This is a genomic window from Winogradskyella arenosi (assembly GCF_003337305.1).
GTDB classification, from domain to species: domain Bacteria; phylum Bacteroidota; class Bacteroidia; order Flavobacteriales; family Flavobacteriaceae; genus Winogradskyella; species Winogradskyella arenosi.
This window is the reverse complement of the sequence record NZ_QPJO01000005.1, coordinates 292,196-312,415: the sequence shown is the minus strand read 5'-3', so window position 1 is coordinate 312,415 and position 20,220 is coordinate 292,196. Positions and strand designations below refer to the sequence as shown.

Sequence of the window (20,220 nt, the reverse complement as noted above, 5' to 3'; positions counted from 1 at the left end):
ATTATAGTGTCAGTTTATTAAGTGTTAGCAGTCGCTGCTAAGCGTGCCAAAGATACTAAGGTATTTTTATTCTCTAAGTCTTGCTGTGTTCTTAGGATTAAAAAGAGTAACCAATGGCAAAATTTAAAACGGAATCATCCGCCCTAAAGTCCCATCGTTTCCCTTCTTCTAAAGACGGATCATGGAAGGGTGCCGCCAAATCAAAACGAATAACAAACCCTTGGACGTCTACTCTAAGGCCAATCCCAGTACCCATTCCTAGTTCGTTAATAAAGTTTGAAGTGAATTTATCTTCACCATTAAAGGACGGGTTAGATTTAGAGTTCCATACATTTCCGGCATCGGCAAAAATAGCCCCTTTAAAAAATGAAAAAATTGGAAAACGATATTCGGCATTGGCCTCTAATCTAATGTTTCCGGTCTGATCAAAATAACTGCTGCTATCATCATCTGTTTCGCCATCATACGTTCCTGGACCTAATGAACGAATGCTAAAAGCTCTTACACTATAAGGGCCACCAGAAAAATATTGTTTAACGTACGGAATTACATCCGAGTTTCCGTAGGGTAAACCGTAGCCCGCAAAGAAACGCGTGGCTATGGTATGTTCTTTATTTTTTCCGAAGTTATAATGAAACCTAAAATCCATATCTGTTTTGGCGTACTGGGCATATTGCAATCCTAGAAAGGTATCGGCTTCGCCATTTTCTCCAGAGCTTCCTAGTAAACTAATTGAATTACCTGCGACATCTAGTGTGGTGTTGAGGTAAAATTGGTACGGATCATTGGCATCTACCATTTCATTATAAATAAATGAAAATGTAAGTCCGGAAATAAATTGCTGATCAAAGCTGAGTTGGAGAAAAGGGTTGTCTTCTAAAATGGTTTCAAATTCTGTTGAAGTTTTAGCGAGCTGCGTATAATTAACAGAAATAGGGTTGAGCTCGTAAGTGATGTATTTATTCGCATTCCAAGAATACCCAAAAAGTGCATTCCCCGAAATTAGGGTGTATAATTCACTACGGCTTAAATAACTCACTCCAAGACTGGTTTTGGTCTTAGGAATAGAATATTCAAAGAAGTCTTCATTAAATTCTATAGGGAAAATCACCCGAGGGAAAATAAGTTCTCCTTTAAGACCTAGTTCAATACTGCTCAGCCCTGCATTATCGCCACTGCCAAGTTGGGTTTCGTAACCTAAATTGGTGCTGATATTTAAGGTTTCTCCTCCCTTAAATAAATTACGATTACTATAGGTTAAAGCTAAGTTAGGCCCTGTGAAGTTACTCGATTTTGTTACGGCTTGCAATTCGGCACGTACCGCTCTTTTGGTTAAGGGCGACAAGAAAATATGCGCCTCTAAGGCCGCTAAACTATCGGTTAAGGCACTGTCAATTTCTTTATATTGAATGTTGACAAATTTATAGGCGCCGATAGTTGATAAGCGTCGAGACGTGTTTTTTGACGTTCTCGGATTGTATAATTCGCCTTCTTTTAAGGTGATGAATTTATCCAGACGCTCCGGTTTAAAGAATAAAGAGTCTTGATAATAAGTTTTATTGTTGAAACGCTCAGCGGTAATTTGTGTAGAGTCGTTTAAGTTGTAATTCGGGTAGATGTGAACGTTCTTTATGTAATACGGAACGATAGATTTTTTAGGAACTCCAGCCTTGAGTTTTAAAAACAAATCAAATTTTTTGTTGTCGTATTGGTTGGTGTCGGCTTCAAAGATGAAGAACTCCGGATTCAGGTTATAATACCCTCGTTTCTTTAATTCGGAATCAATACGTTGGCGTTCTAATTTCATATTAGAAAGGTCAAAACGTGCCGTCGCTTTAAAAGGAGAATTGGCCGTTTGTGCTTTTACAGCTTCATAAATCGGTGAAGGCATCGTATCAACTTGAAACCGTTCCATAGCATAAGGTTGGGTTATTTTAAGTTGATAAGTGACGGAGGCTTCTTGAGCTTTCTCTTCAAAACTGCTCGTTGCTGAACTGTAGAAAAACCCGTTATTTTCTAAGCGATTGCGGAGGATGTCTTCCACTTCAAAAGTTTCTACATCCGACTGGTAAATGGGTTCTTCTCCAATTTGCCTGTAGAGCCATCGGTTAAGGAATCCGGGATGCTCTTGTTGTACTTTATAATAAAAGTGCAAGCCTGGGCGCATTCCTAAATATTTAGAGTTAGGCTCGGGTCTTAAAACACTCTCTAACTCTGTTTTTAATGCCACAATATGCTTTACGCTAGTATCATTTTCAATTTCTATACGAGCGCCGGTATAAAGACGTTGGCCTTCTGGGATGTATTTCTTTACACTACAAGAGTAGGCAAGGATGCTGATCAGTGCAATACTAAAGATATGTTTAATTTTGAAATTCAAAGGTTTAGGCTTTTAGTTTTCGGTAGTGTTATTTTTTGCGGTGGCGTCTTCTTTTTTAGAAGGGGTTTCAGGTTCTGTTGCTATATTTTTTTGAGACTTGAAAATGGCCTCCCAAAGTTCACTAAACTGATTAAATTCTTGAGTAAATATGAGGGCAATACCACTAATTATGGTCTGGCCATCGATGACATTTTCAAACTCACTTTTTCTAAAACCTTTTAAGCGATAGCGACCATCTTCGGATATGATATATTCTAAACTAACATTACCTATAATCGGGGTTTCTTCATCTGTTGTACTGCTTCCTTGTAAATCTACAGCGCTTCCGACTCTTACAATAAGACGGTCGTTAAAAAGTTTTTTCTGAGCGGCAATATCAAGTTGGGTACGGTCTGTAGCTGTTTCTCCTTGGTAGTCGGTATAGCTATCTAATCCGAAGTCAAGTTCTACACCAGTGCCTCCAATAATTTTATCTGAAAAAGCATTGAGTTGTTCGGAAACGGCGTCGTTAAGGTTGTCTCTAGCAATGGTGGCAAATCCACCAGAACTTCCGTCGCTACCCGATTCAGGATAAAAACGATTTAAAACTAACAATGAAAATACCTGACGGTTAAGTTCACCTTCTTGCTGATTGACTTGTTGCACTCTACTATATACCTGTCCGCTAATAGCGCCTTGGTCTTCTTCGGGCATATCTAAACCAAAGGAAATTTGTGGTTGCATTAATTCGCCATCAATATTAAGGTAGACATTAAACGGAAGCACTTGTCTGTATTTATTTTGTACCGAAGGATCGGCACCAGAAATTTGAGAGGCCATTAAGCCAGAAGCTGAGGTTTCTAAATTGTAAATCGCCCTAACATCGAGTTTCGCATCTAAAGGGTCGCCAGACCATGTGACACGGCTTCCTGGGGCTATTAAAAAAGTTCTGTCAACAAGGTTGTATAAATTTAGTTCGTAATGGCCATCTGCAATTTCGTAGGCGCCAGATAAGGACATACGCCCATTAGGAACCATTGTAAAAATAAAATCACCTTCTCCTGAAACTTTAAAATTATCGCCAGTTTCTTCATCTAAAATCACGGTAACTGAGGCTTCTTTATCAACTTTTATTTGGGTGTTAAGATCAAAACCTTTTAAGGTAGCCGTTTGCGTTTCCGTTTGGGTTAAGATCGCATCAGGATTTTCTCGATTTACAAAAGCCACCACACCATCGCGTTCTTCTATACTTGCCACAGAGGCTGGCATCACATATTTAAGGTCGGTATCTGCACCAAGTGTCAGTTGAGCGCTGAGTTTAGGAATTTGTAGGTCTCCTGTAAGTTTCGCGTCGGCATCAAAGGTTACGGTGCCGTAAAACGCATCATTATCTCTTCTGGTGGCATTTAAAACCTGGAAATCGTTAGCCTTAATGTCTAAGTTAAAAGTAGGGTTAATAAAACTTTCTGTGCCAATAGCGCCCGATATAACTAAAGCATTATCATTCTTATCTCTAATGGTAAAATCTGTCATTGAAAGTCCGGCATTATCGACATTTAGCTTTTCGTTTGCCATACTAAATTGTGAATTTAATTTAGCGATGTTAAATGTGGCGTCATTAAAGTTTATAAATCCATCGTATTGCGGATCTGCGGTGGTTCCGGTAACTTTAAACTGCCCAGAAAAACGACCATCGGCTTCTTTAATTTCTCCCATGGAAAGCGTATTGAGGGCTTCCATTTTAAATTCGTTAATATCTAAATTAAGATCTAGATTGGCGGAGTTGTTGGTTACGGTATAATCACCCACAAGATCAAAATCGATATCACCACCTTTTAATCCGGCATTAAAAGCATAATTGTTGGTGTTTAGAGCATTTCCATTGAGACTAAAAGTCCCTAAATCCGTTTTCAACATTTTAAATTGTTTAATGTTAATATCCGCTAAAATACCTGTGTTGGTAAAAGGATTTTCAAGAATAAAATCGCCATTAAGTTGCCCTGTGGCAATTTTAGATTCAGGATTAAGGTAGTTAAAAACCTCATTAATATTAAAGTTTTCAAAAGTCAAAGCAATATGGCGCTTTGCAATTTTAGCCAATTGATCGGTTAGGGTTATTGATTGATTATCATGGGTAATTTTAAAATTAGTAAAGGCTAAATTATTTGTTGTAAATACGGCTTCATTGTCTTTGGGTATAGTCCAATTTTTACCATTTAAAAGTAGGGTGTCTGGACGAATAGAAAATCTTAAACTATCATTACGACTCACAAGCTTAGAATTGACATTCATAAGTTTCTTATTGTCGTGATAACCTAGGAAATTGAGGGTTAATTTTTGGTCGGTTTGGCGGCCTGTAATCATAGTTTTCGGAATATTTAAAGGACCAGCCGTAATATTTTTAAACCCGAGATTGAAATTAAAGTTGGTCGTATCTGTGTCCATAGAAAAGGCCAAGCTGTCTAAAGTGTTGCCGCTATAGTTAATATGCGGGGCGGTAATATTCGCTTTTAAGCGTTTTTCTTTTTCAGTAAAATCTACATAAAGCTGAATGGTGTCTAAATCCTTTACATTAACTAAGAAAACCTCATTAAGTAAGGGCGATTGGGAAATTTTCCCTTCTAATTTTAAATTTACAAAATCTGAAATGCTATCTGTAGTACGATTTTGAGTATAAAAATAACTTGAAACATGACGTTGAATAGCGGTACTAAATGTTTGCGGATTGGCGTTCGATTTTAAGTTAATATCTAACATTTTATTAAATACAGAAACGGCTGTGGAATCTTTATCAACATGTGCTTTTGCTTCCAAATTCCCCAATAAATAGGTTTTGTTATCATAAACAATGACCCCGTCTTTAACGTCTGCTGTGGCGTCATAAAATTCGGTATTCCCTTTAAATTGCGCATGCACCATCATGGCGGTTTTTACATTGCGTTGCATAAGTCCAAGCGCTTGTAGATCGGCACCAATAAGGTTAAGTTTTAAAGTGGCTTCTGAAGCAATAGAGTCTAAAACGGTAAAAACATCGAGTTCAGCATTGAGGTTATCATCCTTATAATTGGCCGTGACATTTCCTTGCCCGTTCACCAATTTTCCTTTAAGATTTAAGTTAGAAATAGCATAGTTGTTAAACTGAAATTTAGAAACATTGGCCTCAATTTGTGCATCTAAATCATTAAGGTTTGTACCACTTCCTTTAGAGTTTAGCTCAAGGCTAAGAGCTCCTAATTGCGGATTGTTTAACAGTTCATTTATTTTATAAGAATCAATATCTACATGGGCTTCGTACGCTATGCCGTCAGAATTGCTAAAATGTCCATTAAGGATTGCAAGGCCTTGTGTGGTATTTAAATTGGCTTTTACGGTGAGATCTTGAAGCTGCCCTTGGGCCTGTCCGGTTAAGCTTAGGGTTTCAGGAAATTGCAGTCCTAAATCGGCTTCACTTATAAATTGACTGATATCCTTTTTGGAAGTCTCAGCAGAAAATTCAGGAATACTAAAATGAAGTGTTTCAGGATCGGTGATATTTTTAAGGTCTCCTGAAGCCGTAATTGTCGTGTTGCTCCCCCAGATGAATTGAATTTGGTTTAAAGACACCGCGGCTAGATTTCCAGAAGCAATGATAAGACCTTCTATGGGTTGTTCGCTAAGAGTTTTGATATAAGTGTTGTTTTTTAGTTGCGGTTGAAACTTGAAAATTTCAGCTAGAGACAAACGGATATTTGGTAAATTGACATTGACTTGAGTGTGCTTTGGTTGTGCGATTAAACTTGAAAGTGATCGGTACTGTAAATGGGCGTCACCTAAAATACGGTTATTATTAAGTTGAAAATCTAACTGGTCTAAATCTAAATTTTGGTCCGTAAGTTCAAGGTTGAATGCTAATTGTTTTAAGTTTAAACCGGAGGCTTCATTAAAACGAAGCGTTTGAAGTTGAAGCGCTGCTTGTTCGTTTTTTAAAATTAGGTCTTGCGCTTTTAGGCTAAAATGGCTTAGCGCTATCGCGTCCGGATTAAAGACACCTTCAGAAGGACGTGCTTCTCCGACGTTATAAGTAAACGAATTGTTTTCAAAATCAATAGTCCCTAAGTTTAACTTTATTTGTGGCCACTCAAAAGCTGAATTTTCTGTGGTAACAGAAGTGTTTTTAGAAGTGGTTTGTGGGGCTAAGCCTTCAAAATTAGCTTCCGTTGTAATCTTTATGTATGAGTTTTTTAAGGTAATCTCATCAAAACTAAAATCACTGTCGGTCAAATTTAGATCTGGAGATTGGCTTGAGAATTCCTTAATGTTAACATCGGCAATAAGACGGTCGGGTTGCGATTCATAATAAGCCACCACATTATTTAGGCGTAAAGTTTCTAGCGCTAATTTAGGTAATGGAGTGGTGGAGGTTGTCGTATCTTCAACAATAGGTTTCTGAATAAATTTAATGTCAGAATCACTTAAGGAAATATCAGCAGCTTCAAAGACCATTGCCTCAAGATTGGTTGTAGTCATTTGGGCCTCAAGGCTGCCAATCTTAAATCGGGATGTAATGCCAGCAATAGCATCATCAAAGACAAGATCTATGGATTTAAAATTGAGTTGCCCAAGAACAAGCGCTGTGGTTGCTGTTGTGGTATCTGTTTTGGTGGCTGTGCTGTCTATAGTGGCAAAAGCATCAATTAAAAATTGAAAATTATAACCTGTAAGACTGTCTTTTCGGTAAATATTAGCACGTAACCCTTCCCAATCTAAGGACTCAACGCCCACAGCTTCACCTCTAATCATTTTCCATAATGGAATGTTGGCTTCAACTGAATGAGAATATACTAAAGTGTCTCCTTTTTTATCTTCAAGATACAGTCCATCTAATTGTACATCCCCATCGAATGTGATAAAAAGCTTTTCAATTTCAATTTTTGTATGCGTTTTATCCGAGATATAGGTAACCGCTTTATTAACGATAAGGTTTTGGCCCCATGGACTTCTAATAAAGAGGAGAATGATTAATAAAAATACAAACAAACCAAGCAGTACGCGTAAAGTTCTGCGTAACCAACGAAATTTATGTTTTGTTGGCGTTTTGCGATTGGTGTTTTCAGTGTTAGTCAACGTATTTGTGTGATTAGTGGCACGGTCTAGTAGCTAAATTAGGAAACTTTAACTGGTCAAAAGAAATGCTACTTGAATTTTTATAGGTAAGCCCATATAAAGCAATGGTGTATACACAGTGTTTTAGTGTGTTTTTAATAATCGGTTACTTGACTCCAATTTTCCCCTTTCTTTATTCTGTGAATTTGTGTGTCAGAAACTCCAAAACGTTTTGCAATAATATTAATTCTAGTTCTATTATTTTTCAATTGACGTTTAATGATTTTTACTTTTCCAGGGTTTAATCTTCCGATATTTTTACTTCTCTTTTTAACGACGGATTCCCAATTTGGATTGTTAAATTGATGAAGCTCTTTTTCTCTTTTGGTGACCCACTTGAGATTTTCTACATGATTATCGGTTTTATCATAATTCAAGTGGATAACGTAGATGCCATCGTTCCTTTCAAGAAAATGTTCTGCTACAAGTTTGTGAACGTATCTGCTAGTCGATTTTCCGTTTCGTTTTTGTTTTAAGGGTAGATTTTGATATCCATTTATATAAGATTTCTTTACCTCAAATTCCTTTTCGCCTTTACAGTTTAAAATCCGACCGTAATTTGATATTTTGAATTTTTCATTTTCGGCAATTCCTTCATCAAATTTAATGTCTTTCCATTCCTCTTTCCAATAGTCTCTTATCATAAAATTTAAGTTTTTCTACATTACTGCGCTTCAGCAGTTCAAATATATACGGTTAAAAGTATTACAATTGTCTTTATTGCTGTTAATATTAACGCTCTAGAACTAAAAATTAACTAAAATTTAAATTTTTCTGAAAAAGTTGAATGCTTTTAAGTATAGATAAGCTCTCTTTTTTTTCTCGGTATGTTTAAAAAGGAACAGTAACTTACAGGCTTAGAGCCACTAATTTTAAATGGCTTAGAGCTGTTAATGTAAGGTGTTATATTATTCAGGTATAATGTAAAAAAAACCGAACATAAGGTTCGGTTTATAAATGGTAAATCTAAAAGTTAAAATTTAAGCCACTTGAGGTTCATGTTTTTTTTTAGAATAGCATAAGTCTGAGGCGAAAATTGGACTTAGAAAACGTTCTATTTGATCAAATTCAATTAAAAAAGCATCATGACCGTGTATGGATTTTATTTCATGAATATGAACATTGTCTTTAATGCATTTTAGGTCTACATAAGTATTCCAGTTTTCATCGGCCTTAAAGAAGAGGTCAGAGTTAATGGTGATAATATGGATGTCGCTTTCTATTTTAGAGGCTACAGCTATAAAATCATTCCGATCTCTCGTAATATCAATAGTTCGTAAAACTTGATTCATTAATTTATAGGCCGCCACTTGAAAGCGGTTGTTTAAAGCGGTTCCGTGGTAATTGAGCCAAGACTCAATATGAAATAAACCCTGATCCTTTTTAGTCCGATCAAATTTTTGCGTTAAAGATTCTGGAGTACGGTACAAGGTCATAGCATGCATTCTAGCATCAACTAACGGTTGAGAAGAATGGTTTAAAATAGCATCTTGAATATGGCAGTTTGCAATAACCCAATCCGTAGATTTCCAATCTGTAGCAATTGGGATAAGATGCTGAATTAAGCGAGGTTTTAAGGCGGCTAGTTCCCAAGCAATTCCACCACCAACAGAACCTCCAATAACAGCAAGTAAGGATGTGATGTCTAATTCCTCTAAAGCTAAAGCAAAGAGTTTGGCAATGTCTCTTGCGGTATAATCTTTGTAATTCACAATGAGATTCTCCGCATTATTATCAAAACCATTGCCCAAAATGTTAAACGATATTATGGTGTAATTTTCTGTGTTTATACATTTGTTTTCACCAATAATTTCGTTCCACCATCCTTGTTCACCAATAACGTTAGAGTTACCGGTAAGCGCATGATTCACCATGATGATTGGTGCGCTATGTAAGGGTTGCCCAAAAGTTTGATAATACAAATTATGAGAGGTCGTTTCATGCGACTCATTTGTGAAATTTGAAATTTTAATATGTTGTAAATGTACCATGTTTGTATTGTGCTAAGAGATAAGCCTAAGTGTCTTAAGTAATCCTGATTAAAAGTTTTCAAACTGTGCTAAGGTCTTAAAGCATCATTATATAGCATGGATGTTTTTAAGCTTATTAGCAGTTTGAAAACTTTTAGAATTTAAATTGAGGGTCTAAATTTAATCTTGAAGTGATAGCTTTTGTTTTACAGCTGTAAAGGCTTCTTTTAAATCGTCTTTTAAATCTTCAATGGCTTCAATACCTACCGATAAACGAATAAGATCTTTTGTTACTCCCGTAGCATTTTGTGCCGCATCATCAAGTTGTTGGTGTGTGGTACTTGCAGGGTGAATAATTAACGATTTTGTATCGCCAATATTAGCTAGTAACGAGAATAACTTAGTGGTATCTGCAATGGTTTTTGCCGCTTCATAACCACCTTCTACTCCAAAAGTAACCACGCCACTTTGACCTTTAGGGAGGTATTTTTGTGCTAGGTCATTGTATTTGCTCGATTTTAAACCTGGGTAATTTACCCAAGTCACTTCAGGCTGTGTTTCTAACCATTGCGCAAGTTCTAAGGCATTTTGGCTGTGTTTCTGAATACGAAGTTCTAAAGTTTCAAGACCTTGTATAATTTGAAATGCATTAAATGGACTTAGTGCACCACCATAATCACGTAGACCTTCCACTCTAATTTTTGCAATAAAAGCAGCGGCGCCAATAGCTTCACTATAGACTAAACCATGATAGCCGGCAGAAGGTTCTGTAAATTCCGGGAATTTTCCATTGGTCCAATCAAAAGTTCCTGCATCTATAATAACGCCCCCTAATGAGGTGCCGTTTCCGGTAATATATTTGGTTAAGGAGTGAATAACAATATTAGCTCCATGCTCAATAGGTCTTAAGAGGTAAGGCGTTGCTACCGTATTATCAACGATAAGCGGAACTTTAAAGGCTTTGGCTTGCTTTGAAATGGCCTCTAAATCGAGAACGTCTAATTTAGGATTTCCTAAAGATTCTACAAAAAAGGCTCTTGTATTTTCTTGGGTTGCTGCTTTAAAAGCTTCCGGATCTGAAGGGTCTACAAAAGTGGTCGTAATACCGTGTCTTGGTAAGGTTACACTTAATAAATTATAGGTGCCTCCATATAAACTACTCGATGCTACGATATGATCTCCTGCTCTTAATAATGTGAGTAATGTTGTGGAAATCGCTGAGGTTCCTGATGCGGTGACCACTGCAGCAATACCGCCTTCTAAAGCGGCTAAACGCTGCTCTAAAATGTCGTTGGTAGGATTGTTTAAACGGGTGTAAATGTAACCCGGAACTGATAGGTTAAAGCGCCCTGCGGCCTCGTCAGAATCCTTAAATACATACGATGAGGTTTGGTAAATTGGAACTGCTCTAGTTCCTGAAGTTTGACTAGCGTCGTGTCCTACGTGCAACGCTTGGGTTGCGAATTTTTGTGTACTCATTTTTCTAAGTTTTTGAGTTAATAAAAGATTAAACCAAAAGCCAAATAAGCTTCAAATAAATTTCGAATGGAATCGAAGCGTGAAGCGAACTTAATAGAAAAATATTATAAAGAAAATGCTAACTACAGATGAGTAATTAGTCTTGAGTTATCTATCCAATTCTTAAATTAATGAATTTAAAAATTAAGTAGAATTTAGCACCTTCTTAGTAAATCTAAGGGTTGCTAAGGCTTCATAGGGTCATTCCCTCCACCTTTCTTGATAACATTTCAGTAAGTGTTTGAACTTTGTGAATACAAATATTGCAACACAAAATTTAGAAATCCAAATTAATTATAGAATTTGTGATGTTTTTATGGAAATCTCATTAAAAGAGATTGTTTTTTGCTAAATATTTAATTCTAATAATTTCAGCTACAGGCTTATTCTCTATTTTGCTCTCCAACCAAGAAATAATATCGAGATATAAGAAGGCGCGACGCTCGTAAGGATGGTCTTCAAACGTCTTTAATGTTTTGTGTAAGGCTCTAAAGGCATCTTTAAGATCGTGGGGGTAAATGTCTTGTAAGCCTCTAATAAATTTAATCATTTCCTTTTGTACCTCATGGAGGTCATTCATCTTAATTAAAAATTTATAAGTGCTTCGTAATAACGTTTCTAAGTGGTAGTCTAATCCGGCTTCGTAATGTGCAACAAGATTTAGGACCCTAGAAAAACACAAGAGGTCTTCGCGCATGGAGAGCGATTTGTTCGAAATAATTTTATCCAGATATTTAATACAGGCTTTATTGTTTCCGGCACCAAAATGAAGACTGGCAAACTTATAGTAAAAGATCATTTTATGGTGCTGGTCAATTTTTTCACCAAAAGGAATAAGGTCTTTTTCAATGGCTGGGATAAGACTTAAACCTTCTTCAAAACTACCGTCAATAAAATGTTTATTAATACGATGAAAATTGGTGTAAAGAAAAACTAAGCTTGCTACATTTTCATCTTGAGGAAAATTAGGATGCTGCACTGTAGTCTCAAATTCGGTGAATTTTTCTAAGAATTTATTTTTATTTCCAATGAATACAAGTGCCTCAAGGAGGTAGTTATTTCCTTTTAAGAAAAATACTGGGTTAAGGTTAATCATACTTGGATTCTGATAAAATAAATCCACCCATTTTAAAGCGTATTTAAAACAATTCAGAAAATCTTGAAGTAAAAAACTCTGCCATAAATTGGCTTTATAAAGCCATAATTTTTCACGAAAACCTAAATCTTCAACATTAACTTTAGGAAGCTGCTTGTTAAAGTAATTGATTACCATGGTGGCTTCATCTTCGTTTTTTACATAGCCTGTTTTAAGAATATTACTATACAGTTGAAGCGATAAGTTAGAGAGTTTACTGGCAATAACATTAAGGGTGCTCAGTTCTTTAGCTTGTACGGCGAGTTCATCGGCGCGTGTGCTGATACTTCTAGTAATGTATTGGGATTCGATAACTTTTTCAAGCTCTACAATTTCAAAAGCCGAATTCTTTTCCTCATTAACAATGGCCAACTCTTTCGCTTTATCTAAAATTTTAAGGCTTTGCTTGTAAAGGCCTTTATGGTATAAAATAGAAGCAAAATCGAGTTGCTCTCTAATCTGTAATCTTACATTTTGATGCGAAGGGCTCAGTTTTAAGCTGATTAGGATTTGCTTGTATAAATGCGATTTTACATTGGCGAGTTGCTGCTTTTTTACAATGCCACTCTTTAAAATGGCACTTTCATTATAAGCCTTCGCCTTGTCTAAGAAATTAAATAAATTTAAAAATTTGGAGTCCGAATTCACTCCAAGACGACCCACGTACAGTTTAAACTGACGCTTTTCAGATTTAGTTAAGGACTTAACTAATGAGAATAAATTATCTTTTTGGTCTTTAGTTATCAATTGCAAAATGGTTTATAATACTGTAAATCAGCTATTTATGATATTTTTTTTAAACTGAACATCGTAAAGTTGCACTAAGATCGGTATTTAAAGGCAAACTCAATCTATATATTCGTAAGACAATACTATAAATATATTTTGATAAATGTCTAATAACCGTATTCAAATATTCGATACTACCTTGCGAGATGGGGAACAAGTCCCTGGTTGTAAGCTTAATTCAGAACAAAAGGTCATAATTGCAGAGCGATTAGATCTGTTGGGAGTAGATGTCATTGAGGCTGGATTCCCTGTATCTAGTCCTGGAGATTTTAAGTCTGTAGAAGCCATTTCTAAGATTGTAAAAAATGCTACTGTTTGTGGATTAACACGTGCTGTTGAGAACGATATAAAAGTGGCTGCTGAATCTTTAAGAAAGGCAAAGACTGCAAGAATTCATACTGGGATTGGAACCTCAGATTTACATATAAAACATAAATTTAAGTCGAATAAAGAGGCGATTATTGAGCGTGCTTTTAAAGCTGTACAATATGCAAAGTCTTTTGTAGAGGATGTTGAGTTCTATGCTGAAGATGCTGGGAGGACCGACAATGAGTATCTCGCTCGGGTTTGTGAAGCGGCAATTAAAGCCGGAGCTACCGTTTTAAATATTCCTGATACTACAGGGTACTGTTTGCCAAGTGAGTATGGTGCTAAAATAAAATACCTTAAGGAAAATGTAAAGGGAATTGAAAAAGCCATATTATCTTGCCACTGCCATAACGATTTAGGTTTGGCGACTGCAAATTCTATTGAAGGTGTCATTAGTGGCGCGCGTCAAATAGAGTGCACTATTAATGGTATTGGTGAGCGTGCTGGTAATACTGCTTTAGAGGAAGTTGTAATGGTGTTAAAACAGCATCCATACCTTAATTTAGAAACTAATATTAATACCTCTATGCTTTATGGGACGAGCCAATTGGTGAGTGAGAGTATGGGGATTTACACTCAACCCAATAAAGCTATTGTGGGCGCTAATGCTTTTGCGCATAGTTCTGGAATTCATCAAGATGGTGTAATTAAAAATAGGGAGACCTATGAAATTATAAATCCAGCGGATGTTGGGGTTACAGAGTCTGCCATTGTGCTTACAGCACGAAGCGGTAGAGCGGCCTTGGCCTATAGAGCAAAGAATGTAGGGTATGAGCTTACGAAGTTGCAATTAGATGACGTTTATTCTAATTTTTTAAGCTTTGCCGATCGTAAAAAAGAAATCAATGATAATGATATACATCAAATTATCGAGACAAGTAATGTCTATCAACAAATAATTTCAGCTTAATTTATGGGAAAAACACTATTTGATAAAGTTTGGGATGCACACGTGGTAGATGCCATAGATAACGGGCCACAGATTCTATATATCGATAAACACTTAATACATGAGGTAACAAGTCCGCAGGCTTTCAATGAATTGGAGGAACGCGGAATTCCTATATTTAGGCCTAACCAAATTGTTGCTACGGCAGATCATAACACGCCAACTTTAAATCAAGATAAGCCTGTTAAAGATGCCCTTTCTAGAAAGCAGTTAGAGCAGTTATCAGAAAATTGTAAAAAAAATAATATCACATTATACCAACTAGGACATAAATACAACGGTATTGTGCATGTGATGGCTCCTGAGCTAGGGGTGACTCAACCGGGATTAACCATGGTCTGCGGCGATAGTCACACGTCAACCCATGGTGCGTTTGGGGCCATTGCTTTTGGTATAGGAACCAGCCAAGTGGCGCAAGTTTTTGCAAGTCAATGTTTATTGCTTACCAAACCTAAGAGCTTAAGAGTTACCGTAAATGGTAAATTAAAAAAAGGCGTTTTACCTAAAGACGTCATCCTATATATAATTTCAAAACTAGGAACCAATTCAGGGACCGGATATTTTTGTGAATACGCCGGAAATGTCTTTGAAGAGATGAGTATGGAAGGTCGTATGACTGTCTGTAATATGAGTATTGAAATGGGAGCTCGAGGGGGGATGATTGCACCTGACGATACGACTTTCAATTATATTAAAGGTCGAAAATTTGCGCCCGAAGGAGAGGCTTTTGATAAAAAAGTAGCCTATTGGAAAACCTTGCCAACCGATGCTGATGCCTCTTTTGATAAGGAATATAGTTTTGATGCTGAAGATATTGAGCCTATGATTACCTATGGGACAAACCCAGGAATGGGAATTAAAATTTCTGAAGCTATCCCTGAGGATGAGAACCCATCCTTTAAAAAGTCTTTAGCTTATATGGATTTTAAAGCGGGAGAACGTTTAGTAGATAAGCCTATTAATTATGTGTTTATCGGGAGTTGTACCAATTCTAGAATTGAAGATTTTAGAGTGGCAGCCCAATATATTAAAGGCAAGAAAAAGGCCGATAATGTTACGGCTTGGTTAGTTCCTGGAAGTAAACAGGTAGAGCATCAAATAATAGAAGAAGGCTTAAAAACAATTTTTGATGAAGCCGGATTTGAGCTGCGTCAGCCAGGTTGTTCTGCATGCTTAGCGATGAATGACGATAAGATTCCGCAAGGCGAATATTGTGTTTCAACCTCTAATAGAAATTTTGAAGGACGTCAAGGGCAAGGGTCTCGTACAATTTTAGCCAGTCCTTTAGTCGCTGCAGCAACGGCTGTAGAAGGAAAAATTATTGATATAACAAAGCATTTAAATTAATGGAAAAATTTACAACCTTACAATCTAAAGCTATTCCATTACAGATAGAAAATGTGGATACAGATCAAATTATACCGGCACGTTTTTTAAAAGCGACCGATAGAAAAGGATTTGGAGATAATTTATTTAGAGACTGGAGGTATCATAAAGATGGTACCGTAAATACAGATTTTGTATTGAACGACGCTCGGTATTCAGGAAAAATCTTAGTTGCCGGAGATAATTTTGGGTGTGGATCAAGTAGGGAACATGCCGCTTGGGCCATTACCGATTTCGGATTCAAAGTTGTGGTGTCTAGCTTTTTTGCAGATATTTTTAAAGGGAATGCCTTAAACAACGGTTTGTTGCCTGTGCAGGTGTCCGAAAAATTTTTAAGTGACATTCTTCAATTAATTGGGTCTAATCCTGAAACGGAGTTGATTGTCAACCTTGAAAAGCAAACCATTTCGGTGAAAGATTCGGATTTATCAGAAAATTTCGAAATTGACGCCTATAAAAAGACCTGTATGATCAATGGTTATGATGATATTGACTATCTTGTGAATAATAAAGAATTAATTGAAGCTTTTGAAGCTCAAAAAATATATTAGTCTATAAAAATGAAATTAAATATAGCAGTTTTACCAGGAGATGGTATAGGTCCAGAAGTTACAAATCAGGCTGTAAAAGCTTTGAAAGCAATTGCTTCAGAATTTAATCATAATTTTAAATTTACAACGGCAGATGTTGGTGCAGTTGCTATTGATAAGCACAATGACGCCTTGCCAGAAGAAACTTTAGAATTATGTAAAAAAAGTGATGCTATTTTGTTTGGAGCTATTGGCGATCCTAAGTACGATAATAACCCTTCAGCAAAAGTACGTCCAGAACAAGGCTTACTTAAGTTGCGTAAGGAATTGGGATTGTATGCTAACATCAGACCTGTAAAAGCTTATAACACGTTGTTAGATAAGTCGCCTTTAAAGAAAAATATTATTGAAGGGACGGATATTTCTATCTATAGAGAATTAACAGGAGGAATCTATTTTGGAGATAAAACCCTTTCTAAAGATGGGAACTCGGCGTCAGATCTTTGTGCGTATTCGCGTGAAGAAATTGAGCGTGTTGCGCATTTGGCTTTTGTTGCTGCAGAGCATAGAAACCATAAGGTAACCTTAGTAGATAAAGCCAATGTGTTAGAAACCTCTAGATTATGGCGTAAAGTTGTTAAGGAGGTCGCAGAGCAATATCCAGATGTCACTTTAGACTTCTTGTTTGTAGATAATGCGGCAATGCAAATGATTTTAAACCCAAAACAGTTCGATGTTATTTTAACCGAGAATATGTTTGGCGATATTATTAGTGATGAAGCTAGTGTTATTGGTGGGTCTATAGGCTTGTTAGCCTCAGCTTCTGTTGGTGATAAGTACGCTATGTTTGAGCCAATTCACGGATCTTTTCCGCAAGCGGCGAATAAAGGAATTGCTAACCCAATCGCTTCAATTTTATCGGCCGCTATGTTACTGAGTCATTTCGATTTACATAATGAAGCCGAATTAATTAGGTTAGCTGTAGAAAAATCATTAAAATTAAACATCACAACTTCGGATATAAATTCGGTAGTAAACACAGTAACGACTGCTAATGTGGGTGATTTTATTGAAGATTTTCTTTTTCATCCAAAAGATTCCAATCTCAATTTCAAAAACATTCATTTAGGGCAGTCTACAATAATTTAATTTTAAAAGAAAATGCCTACACAACCAAAATTAACACGTTTTAATCAGAACGTCTTGTCTAAATATCAGATTTACAACAGTATATTTATGACATTGCCGTTTGATACAGTGACAAAAACAGGCGCGCTCTTGCCTCTGTTTCATGAAACTTGCCATAAAGGCTTTGAAAACCGTGATGATCCTACGACGATTGTAAACACTTTTTTTGATAAATACCAAGCACGACGTTCTTCAGAAAGTCAGATTAACTTGTTGTTTCGATTTATTCAGTATATCGAAAGACAGGTCGTTTTATTTGATGCTATTGAAGATGCTGCATTTCCAATTGTAAATAATATGGATGGTATCGGTACCTTAAGAAGTTTGAAGGAAACGGTTACTGCAGATAATAAACTAGAGACCTTAAAAAAATACTTAGAAGAATTTAAAGTGCGTATCGTTTTAACAGCGCACCCTACGCAGTTTTATCCTGGGTCGGTTTTAGGGATTATTACAGACCTTACAGAAGCCATTCGTCAAAACGATTTGCTTAAGATTAATGATCTCTTAGCGCAGCTTGGTAAAACACCGTTCTTTAAACATAAAAAGCCTACGCCTTATGATGAGGCAATCAGTCTTATATGGTACCTTCAGAATGTCTTTTATAAATCTTTCGGAGATATTTACGATTATATTCAGCAGAATATTTTTGAAGGCGAACACATAGATAATAGTATTATCAATGTTGGGTTTTGGCCTGGTGGAGATCGAGATGGAAACCCATTTGTAACTCCAGAGATCACTTTAAAAGTGGCAGATAGGTTAAAGAACTCCATTGTAAAAAGTTATTACGGAAGCATCAGGGAATTAAAAAGAAAACTGACGTTCCAAGGTGTTGAAGAGCGTATGGCGCATTTAGAGCAAGAGCTCTATAATTTGGTTATTGAAAAACCATCTGATTTAACGCTAGACTTTTTTGTTTCAGAATTAAAAGCGATCAAAAGTATTGTGAGAGCGAAACATCAGTCTTTATATGCCGATGAATTAAATAGCTTAATCAACAAGACTCATCTTTTTGGATTCCATTTTGCGAATTTAGATATCAGACAAGATAGCCGTAAACATGCGCAATTCTTTAACGATATGGTGAATGCACTTATTGAAAGTGGAAGTTCTATTTTTCCTAAGAATTATCACGATTTACCAGAAAACGAACAGATAGAAATTCTGTCTAAAGTTGAAGGTTCAATAGATTTATCGCTTATAAAAGATGAAGAAACCCTGATGGCCTTAGAAACCATGAAAGCGATTAAAACCATTCAAGAACAGAATGGAGAAGCGGCAGCCAACCGTTATATTATTAGTAACAACCAAACCACTTTAAATGTGATGCAATTATTTGCTATGTTAAAGTTGGTTGCATTTCAAGATGATTTAACGGTAGATATAGGACCGCTTTTTGAAACGATTACAGATTTAGAAAATGCACCTAAGGTAATGGCAGAATTATATGCCAACCCAGAATATGCGGCACACCTTAAGGCTCGTGGTAATAAGCAAACCATTATGCTTGGTTTCAGTGATGGAACAAAAGATGGTGGGTACTTAATGGCCAATTGGGCTATCTTTAAGGCAAAAGAAAATCTTACAAAAGTGTCTAGAGAAAACGGAATCAAAGTTATATTCTTTGATGGACGTGGTGGACCTCCTGCTCGTGGTGGTGGAAAAACGCATAATTTCTATGCTTCTTTAGGACCAACAATTGAAGATAAAGAAGTTCAGTTAACTATACAGGGACAAACAATTAGTTCTAATTTCGGAACCTTAGAGTCGTCTCAGTATAATTTAGAACAACTGATTAGTTCTGGTATTGATAATAGTTTAAGTGAGGTCGATTTAACCATGCACCCAGAGAACAGAAAGGTAATGACCGATTTGGCGGAGCGTAGTTATGAGGCTTATGCGGCCTTTAAAGCGCATCCTAAATTTATTTCGTATTTAGAGCATATGAGTACGCTTAAGTACTATGCTAAAACGAATATTGGAAGTCGCCCATCTAAACGTGGTAAGTCTGAAGGTTTAATTTTTGAAGACCTAAGAGCGATTCCGTTTGTAGGGTCTTGGAGTCAATTAAAGCAAAACGTCCCTGGATTCTTTGGTGTGGGTACGGCTTTAAAGCATTATGAAGATGCTGGGGAGTTTGATAAAGTTCAAGAACTGTTTAAAACCTCTAACTTCTTTAAGACTTTAATTGAAAACAGTATGATGTCCTTGTCTAAATCATTCTTTGATTTAACACGTTATATGTCTGAAGATGAAGAATACGGAGAATTCTGGAATCTTATTAATGAAGAATATGAGACGTCTAAACGTTTAATTCTGAAATTAACAGGGTACACGGAATTGATGCAAGAAGAGCCTTCAGGTAAGGCATCAATTGCTATGCGCGAATCTATTGTGCTACCGTTATTAACAATACAGCAATATGCTTTAAAGAAAATTCAAGAATTGGAGAAAGCAGAAGTGCGAGACGAAGAGCAAATTAAGATATTTGAAAAAATGGTCACTAGATCTTTATTCGGAAATATTAATGCGAGTCGTAATTCGGCTTAAGATAGCGCTATAATTATAATGAAAAACCTTAGAGGCGATGTAAGCTTCTAAGGTTTTTTTTATGCCTAAAAATGAGGTATAAGTACTCCGTAACAAATGAATCTTAAAAGTAGTTTTTGTTAATAACACGATGATTATTACTGTTAGGATTTAAACGAGTGGCAAAGGGAAGGCTTGAGTTGTTATCCAGATACTTTCTTGTAATTATGAATGTTGATAGAGGAGGAGCGGTTGTTCTTGTTGAAGACTTCTTAAAATAAAAACCCCTTAAAGCCGAGCTTTAAGGGGTTTAGTTTAACAACTAAATTATTAATCAATAAACGTATATAAAA

11 protein-coding genes and 1 riboswitch are annotated in these 20,220 nt (G+C 36.3%); of the genes, 5 read left to right on the top strand and 6 right to left on the bottom strand.

Annotation, left to right across the window (positions count from 1 at the left end):
- Nucleotides 1-97: 97 nt before the first annotated feature.
- From tamL to DFQ08_RS14500, 6 genes are all read right to left on the bottom strand, one after another.
- Entirely contained in the window at nucleotides 98-2,380 is a 2,283-nt protein-coding gene (tamL, locus tag DFQ08_RS14525) for a translocation and assembly module lipoprotein TamL (RefSeq protein ID WP_114310759.1), read from the bottom strand.
- 12 nt (nucleotides 2,381-2,392) lie between these two features.
- A complete protein-coding gene (locus DFQ08_RS14520) occupies nucleotides 2,393-7,462 on the bottom strand; it encodes a translocation/assembly module TamB domain-containing protein (protein WP_245935447.1) in 5,070 nt (1,689 codons plus the stop codon).
- A 134-nt stretch (nucleotides 7,463-7,596) separates the two neighbouring features.
- Nucleotides 7,597-8,145, bottom strand: coding sequence for an NUMOD4 domain-containing protein (locus tag DFQ08_RS14515; protein ID WP_114310758.1), 549 nt, complete (start codon nucleotides 8,143-8,145; stop codon nucleotides 7,597-7,599).
- 336 nt (nucleotides 8,146-8,481) lie between these two features.
- Entirely contained in the window at nucleotides 8,482-9,492 is a 1,011-nt protein-coding gene (locus tag DFQ08_RS14510) for an alpha/beta fold hydrolase (RefSeq protein WP_114310757.1), read from the bottom strand.
- Nucleotides 9,493-9,651: 159 nt separating this feature from the next.
- A complete protein-coding gene (locus DFQ08_RS14505; protein WP_114310756.1) occupies nucleotides 9,652-10,950 on the bottom strand; it encodes an O-acetylhomoserine aminocarboxypropyltransferase/cysteine synthase family protein in 1,299 nt (432 codons plus the stop codon).
- 144 nt (nucleotides 10,951-11,094) lie between these two features.
- A riboswitch (SAM riboswitch) is annotated at nucleotides 11,095-11,218 on the bottom strand.
- Between the two features lie 99 nt (nucleotides 11,219-11,317).
- A complete protein-coding gene (locus tag DFQ08_RS14500; RefSeq protein ID WP_181858417.1) occupies nucleotides 11,318-12,868 on the bottom strand; it encodes a hypothetical protein in 1,551 nt (516 codons plus the stop codon).
- A 148-nt stretch (nucleotides 12,869-13,016) separates the two neighbouring features.
- Here DFQ08_RS14500 and DFQ08_RS14495 point away from each other — a divergent pair, with 148 nt between their 5' ends.
- Genes DFQ08_RS14495 through DFQ08_RS14475 form a run of 5 tightly spaced genes read left to right on the top strand, consistent with a single transcriptional unit; the run spans nucleotide 13,017 to nucleotide 19,888 of the window.
- On the top strand, nucleotides 13,017-14,192 hold the full coding sequence (locus DFQ08_RS14495) for a 2-isopropylmalate synthase (protein ID WP_114310754.1): 1,176 nt from the start codon (nucleotides 13,017-13,019) through the stop codon (nucleotides 14,190-14,192).
- Between the two features lie 3 nt (nucleotides 14,193-14,195).
- Nucleotides 14,196-15,578 (top strand): 3-isopropylmalate dehydratase large subunit, encoded by a 1,383-nt coding sequence (gene leuC, locus DFQ08_RS14490; protein ID WP_114310753.1) that lies wholly within the window; start codon nucleotides 14,196-14,198, stop codon nucleotides 15,576-15,578.
- Nucleotides 15,578-16,168, top strand: a complete 591-nt coding sequence (gene leuD / locus DFQ08_RS14485) for a 3-isopropylmalate dehydratase small subunit (RefSeq protein ID WP_114310752.1) — start codon at nucleotides 15,578-15,580, stop codon at nucleotides 16,166-16,168. The genes leuC and leuD overlap by 1 nt, the downstream gene beginning before the upstream one ends.
- A gap of 9 nt (nucleotides 16,169-16,177) precedes the next feature.
- A complete protein-coding gene (gene leuB, locus DFQ08_RS14480) occupies nucleotides 16,178-17,296 on the top strand; it encodes a 3-isopropylmalate dehydrogenase (RefSeq protein WP_114310751.1) in 1,119 nt (372 codons plus the stop codon).
- A gap of 12 nt (nucleotides 17,297-17,308) precedes the next feature.
- Nucleotides 17,309-19,888: a phosphoenolpyruvate carboxylase gene (locus DFQ08_RS14475; protein ID WP_114310750.1), complete on the top strand. Its 2,580-nt coding sequence runs from the start codon at nucleotides 17,309-17,311 to the stop codon at nucleotides 19,886-19,888.
- Nucleotides 19,889-20,220: the final 332 nt, after the last annotated feature.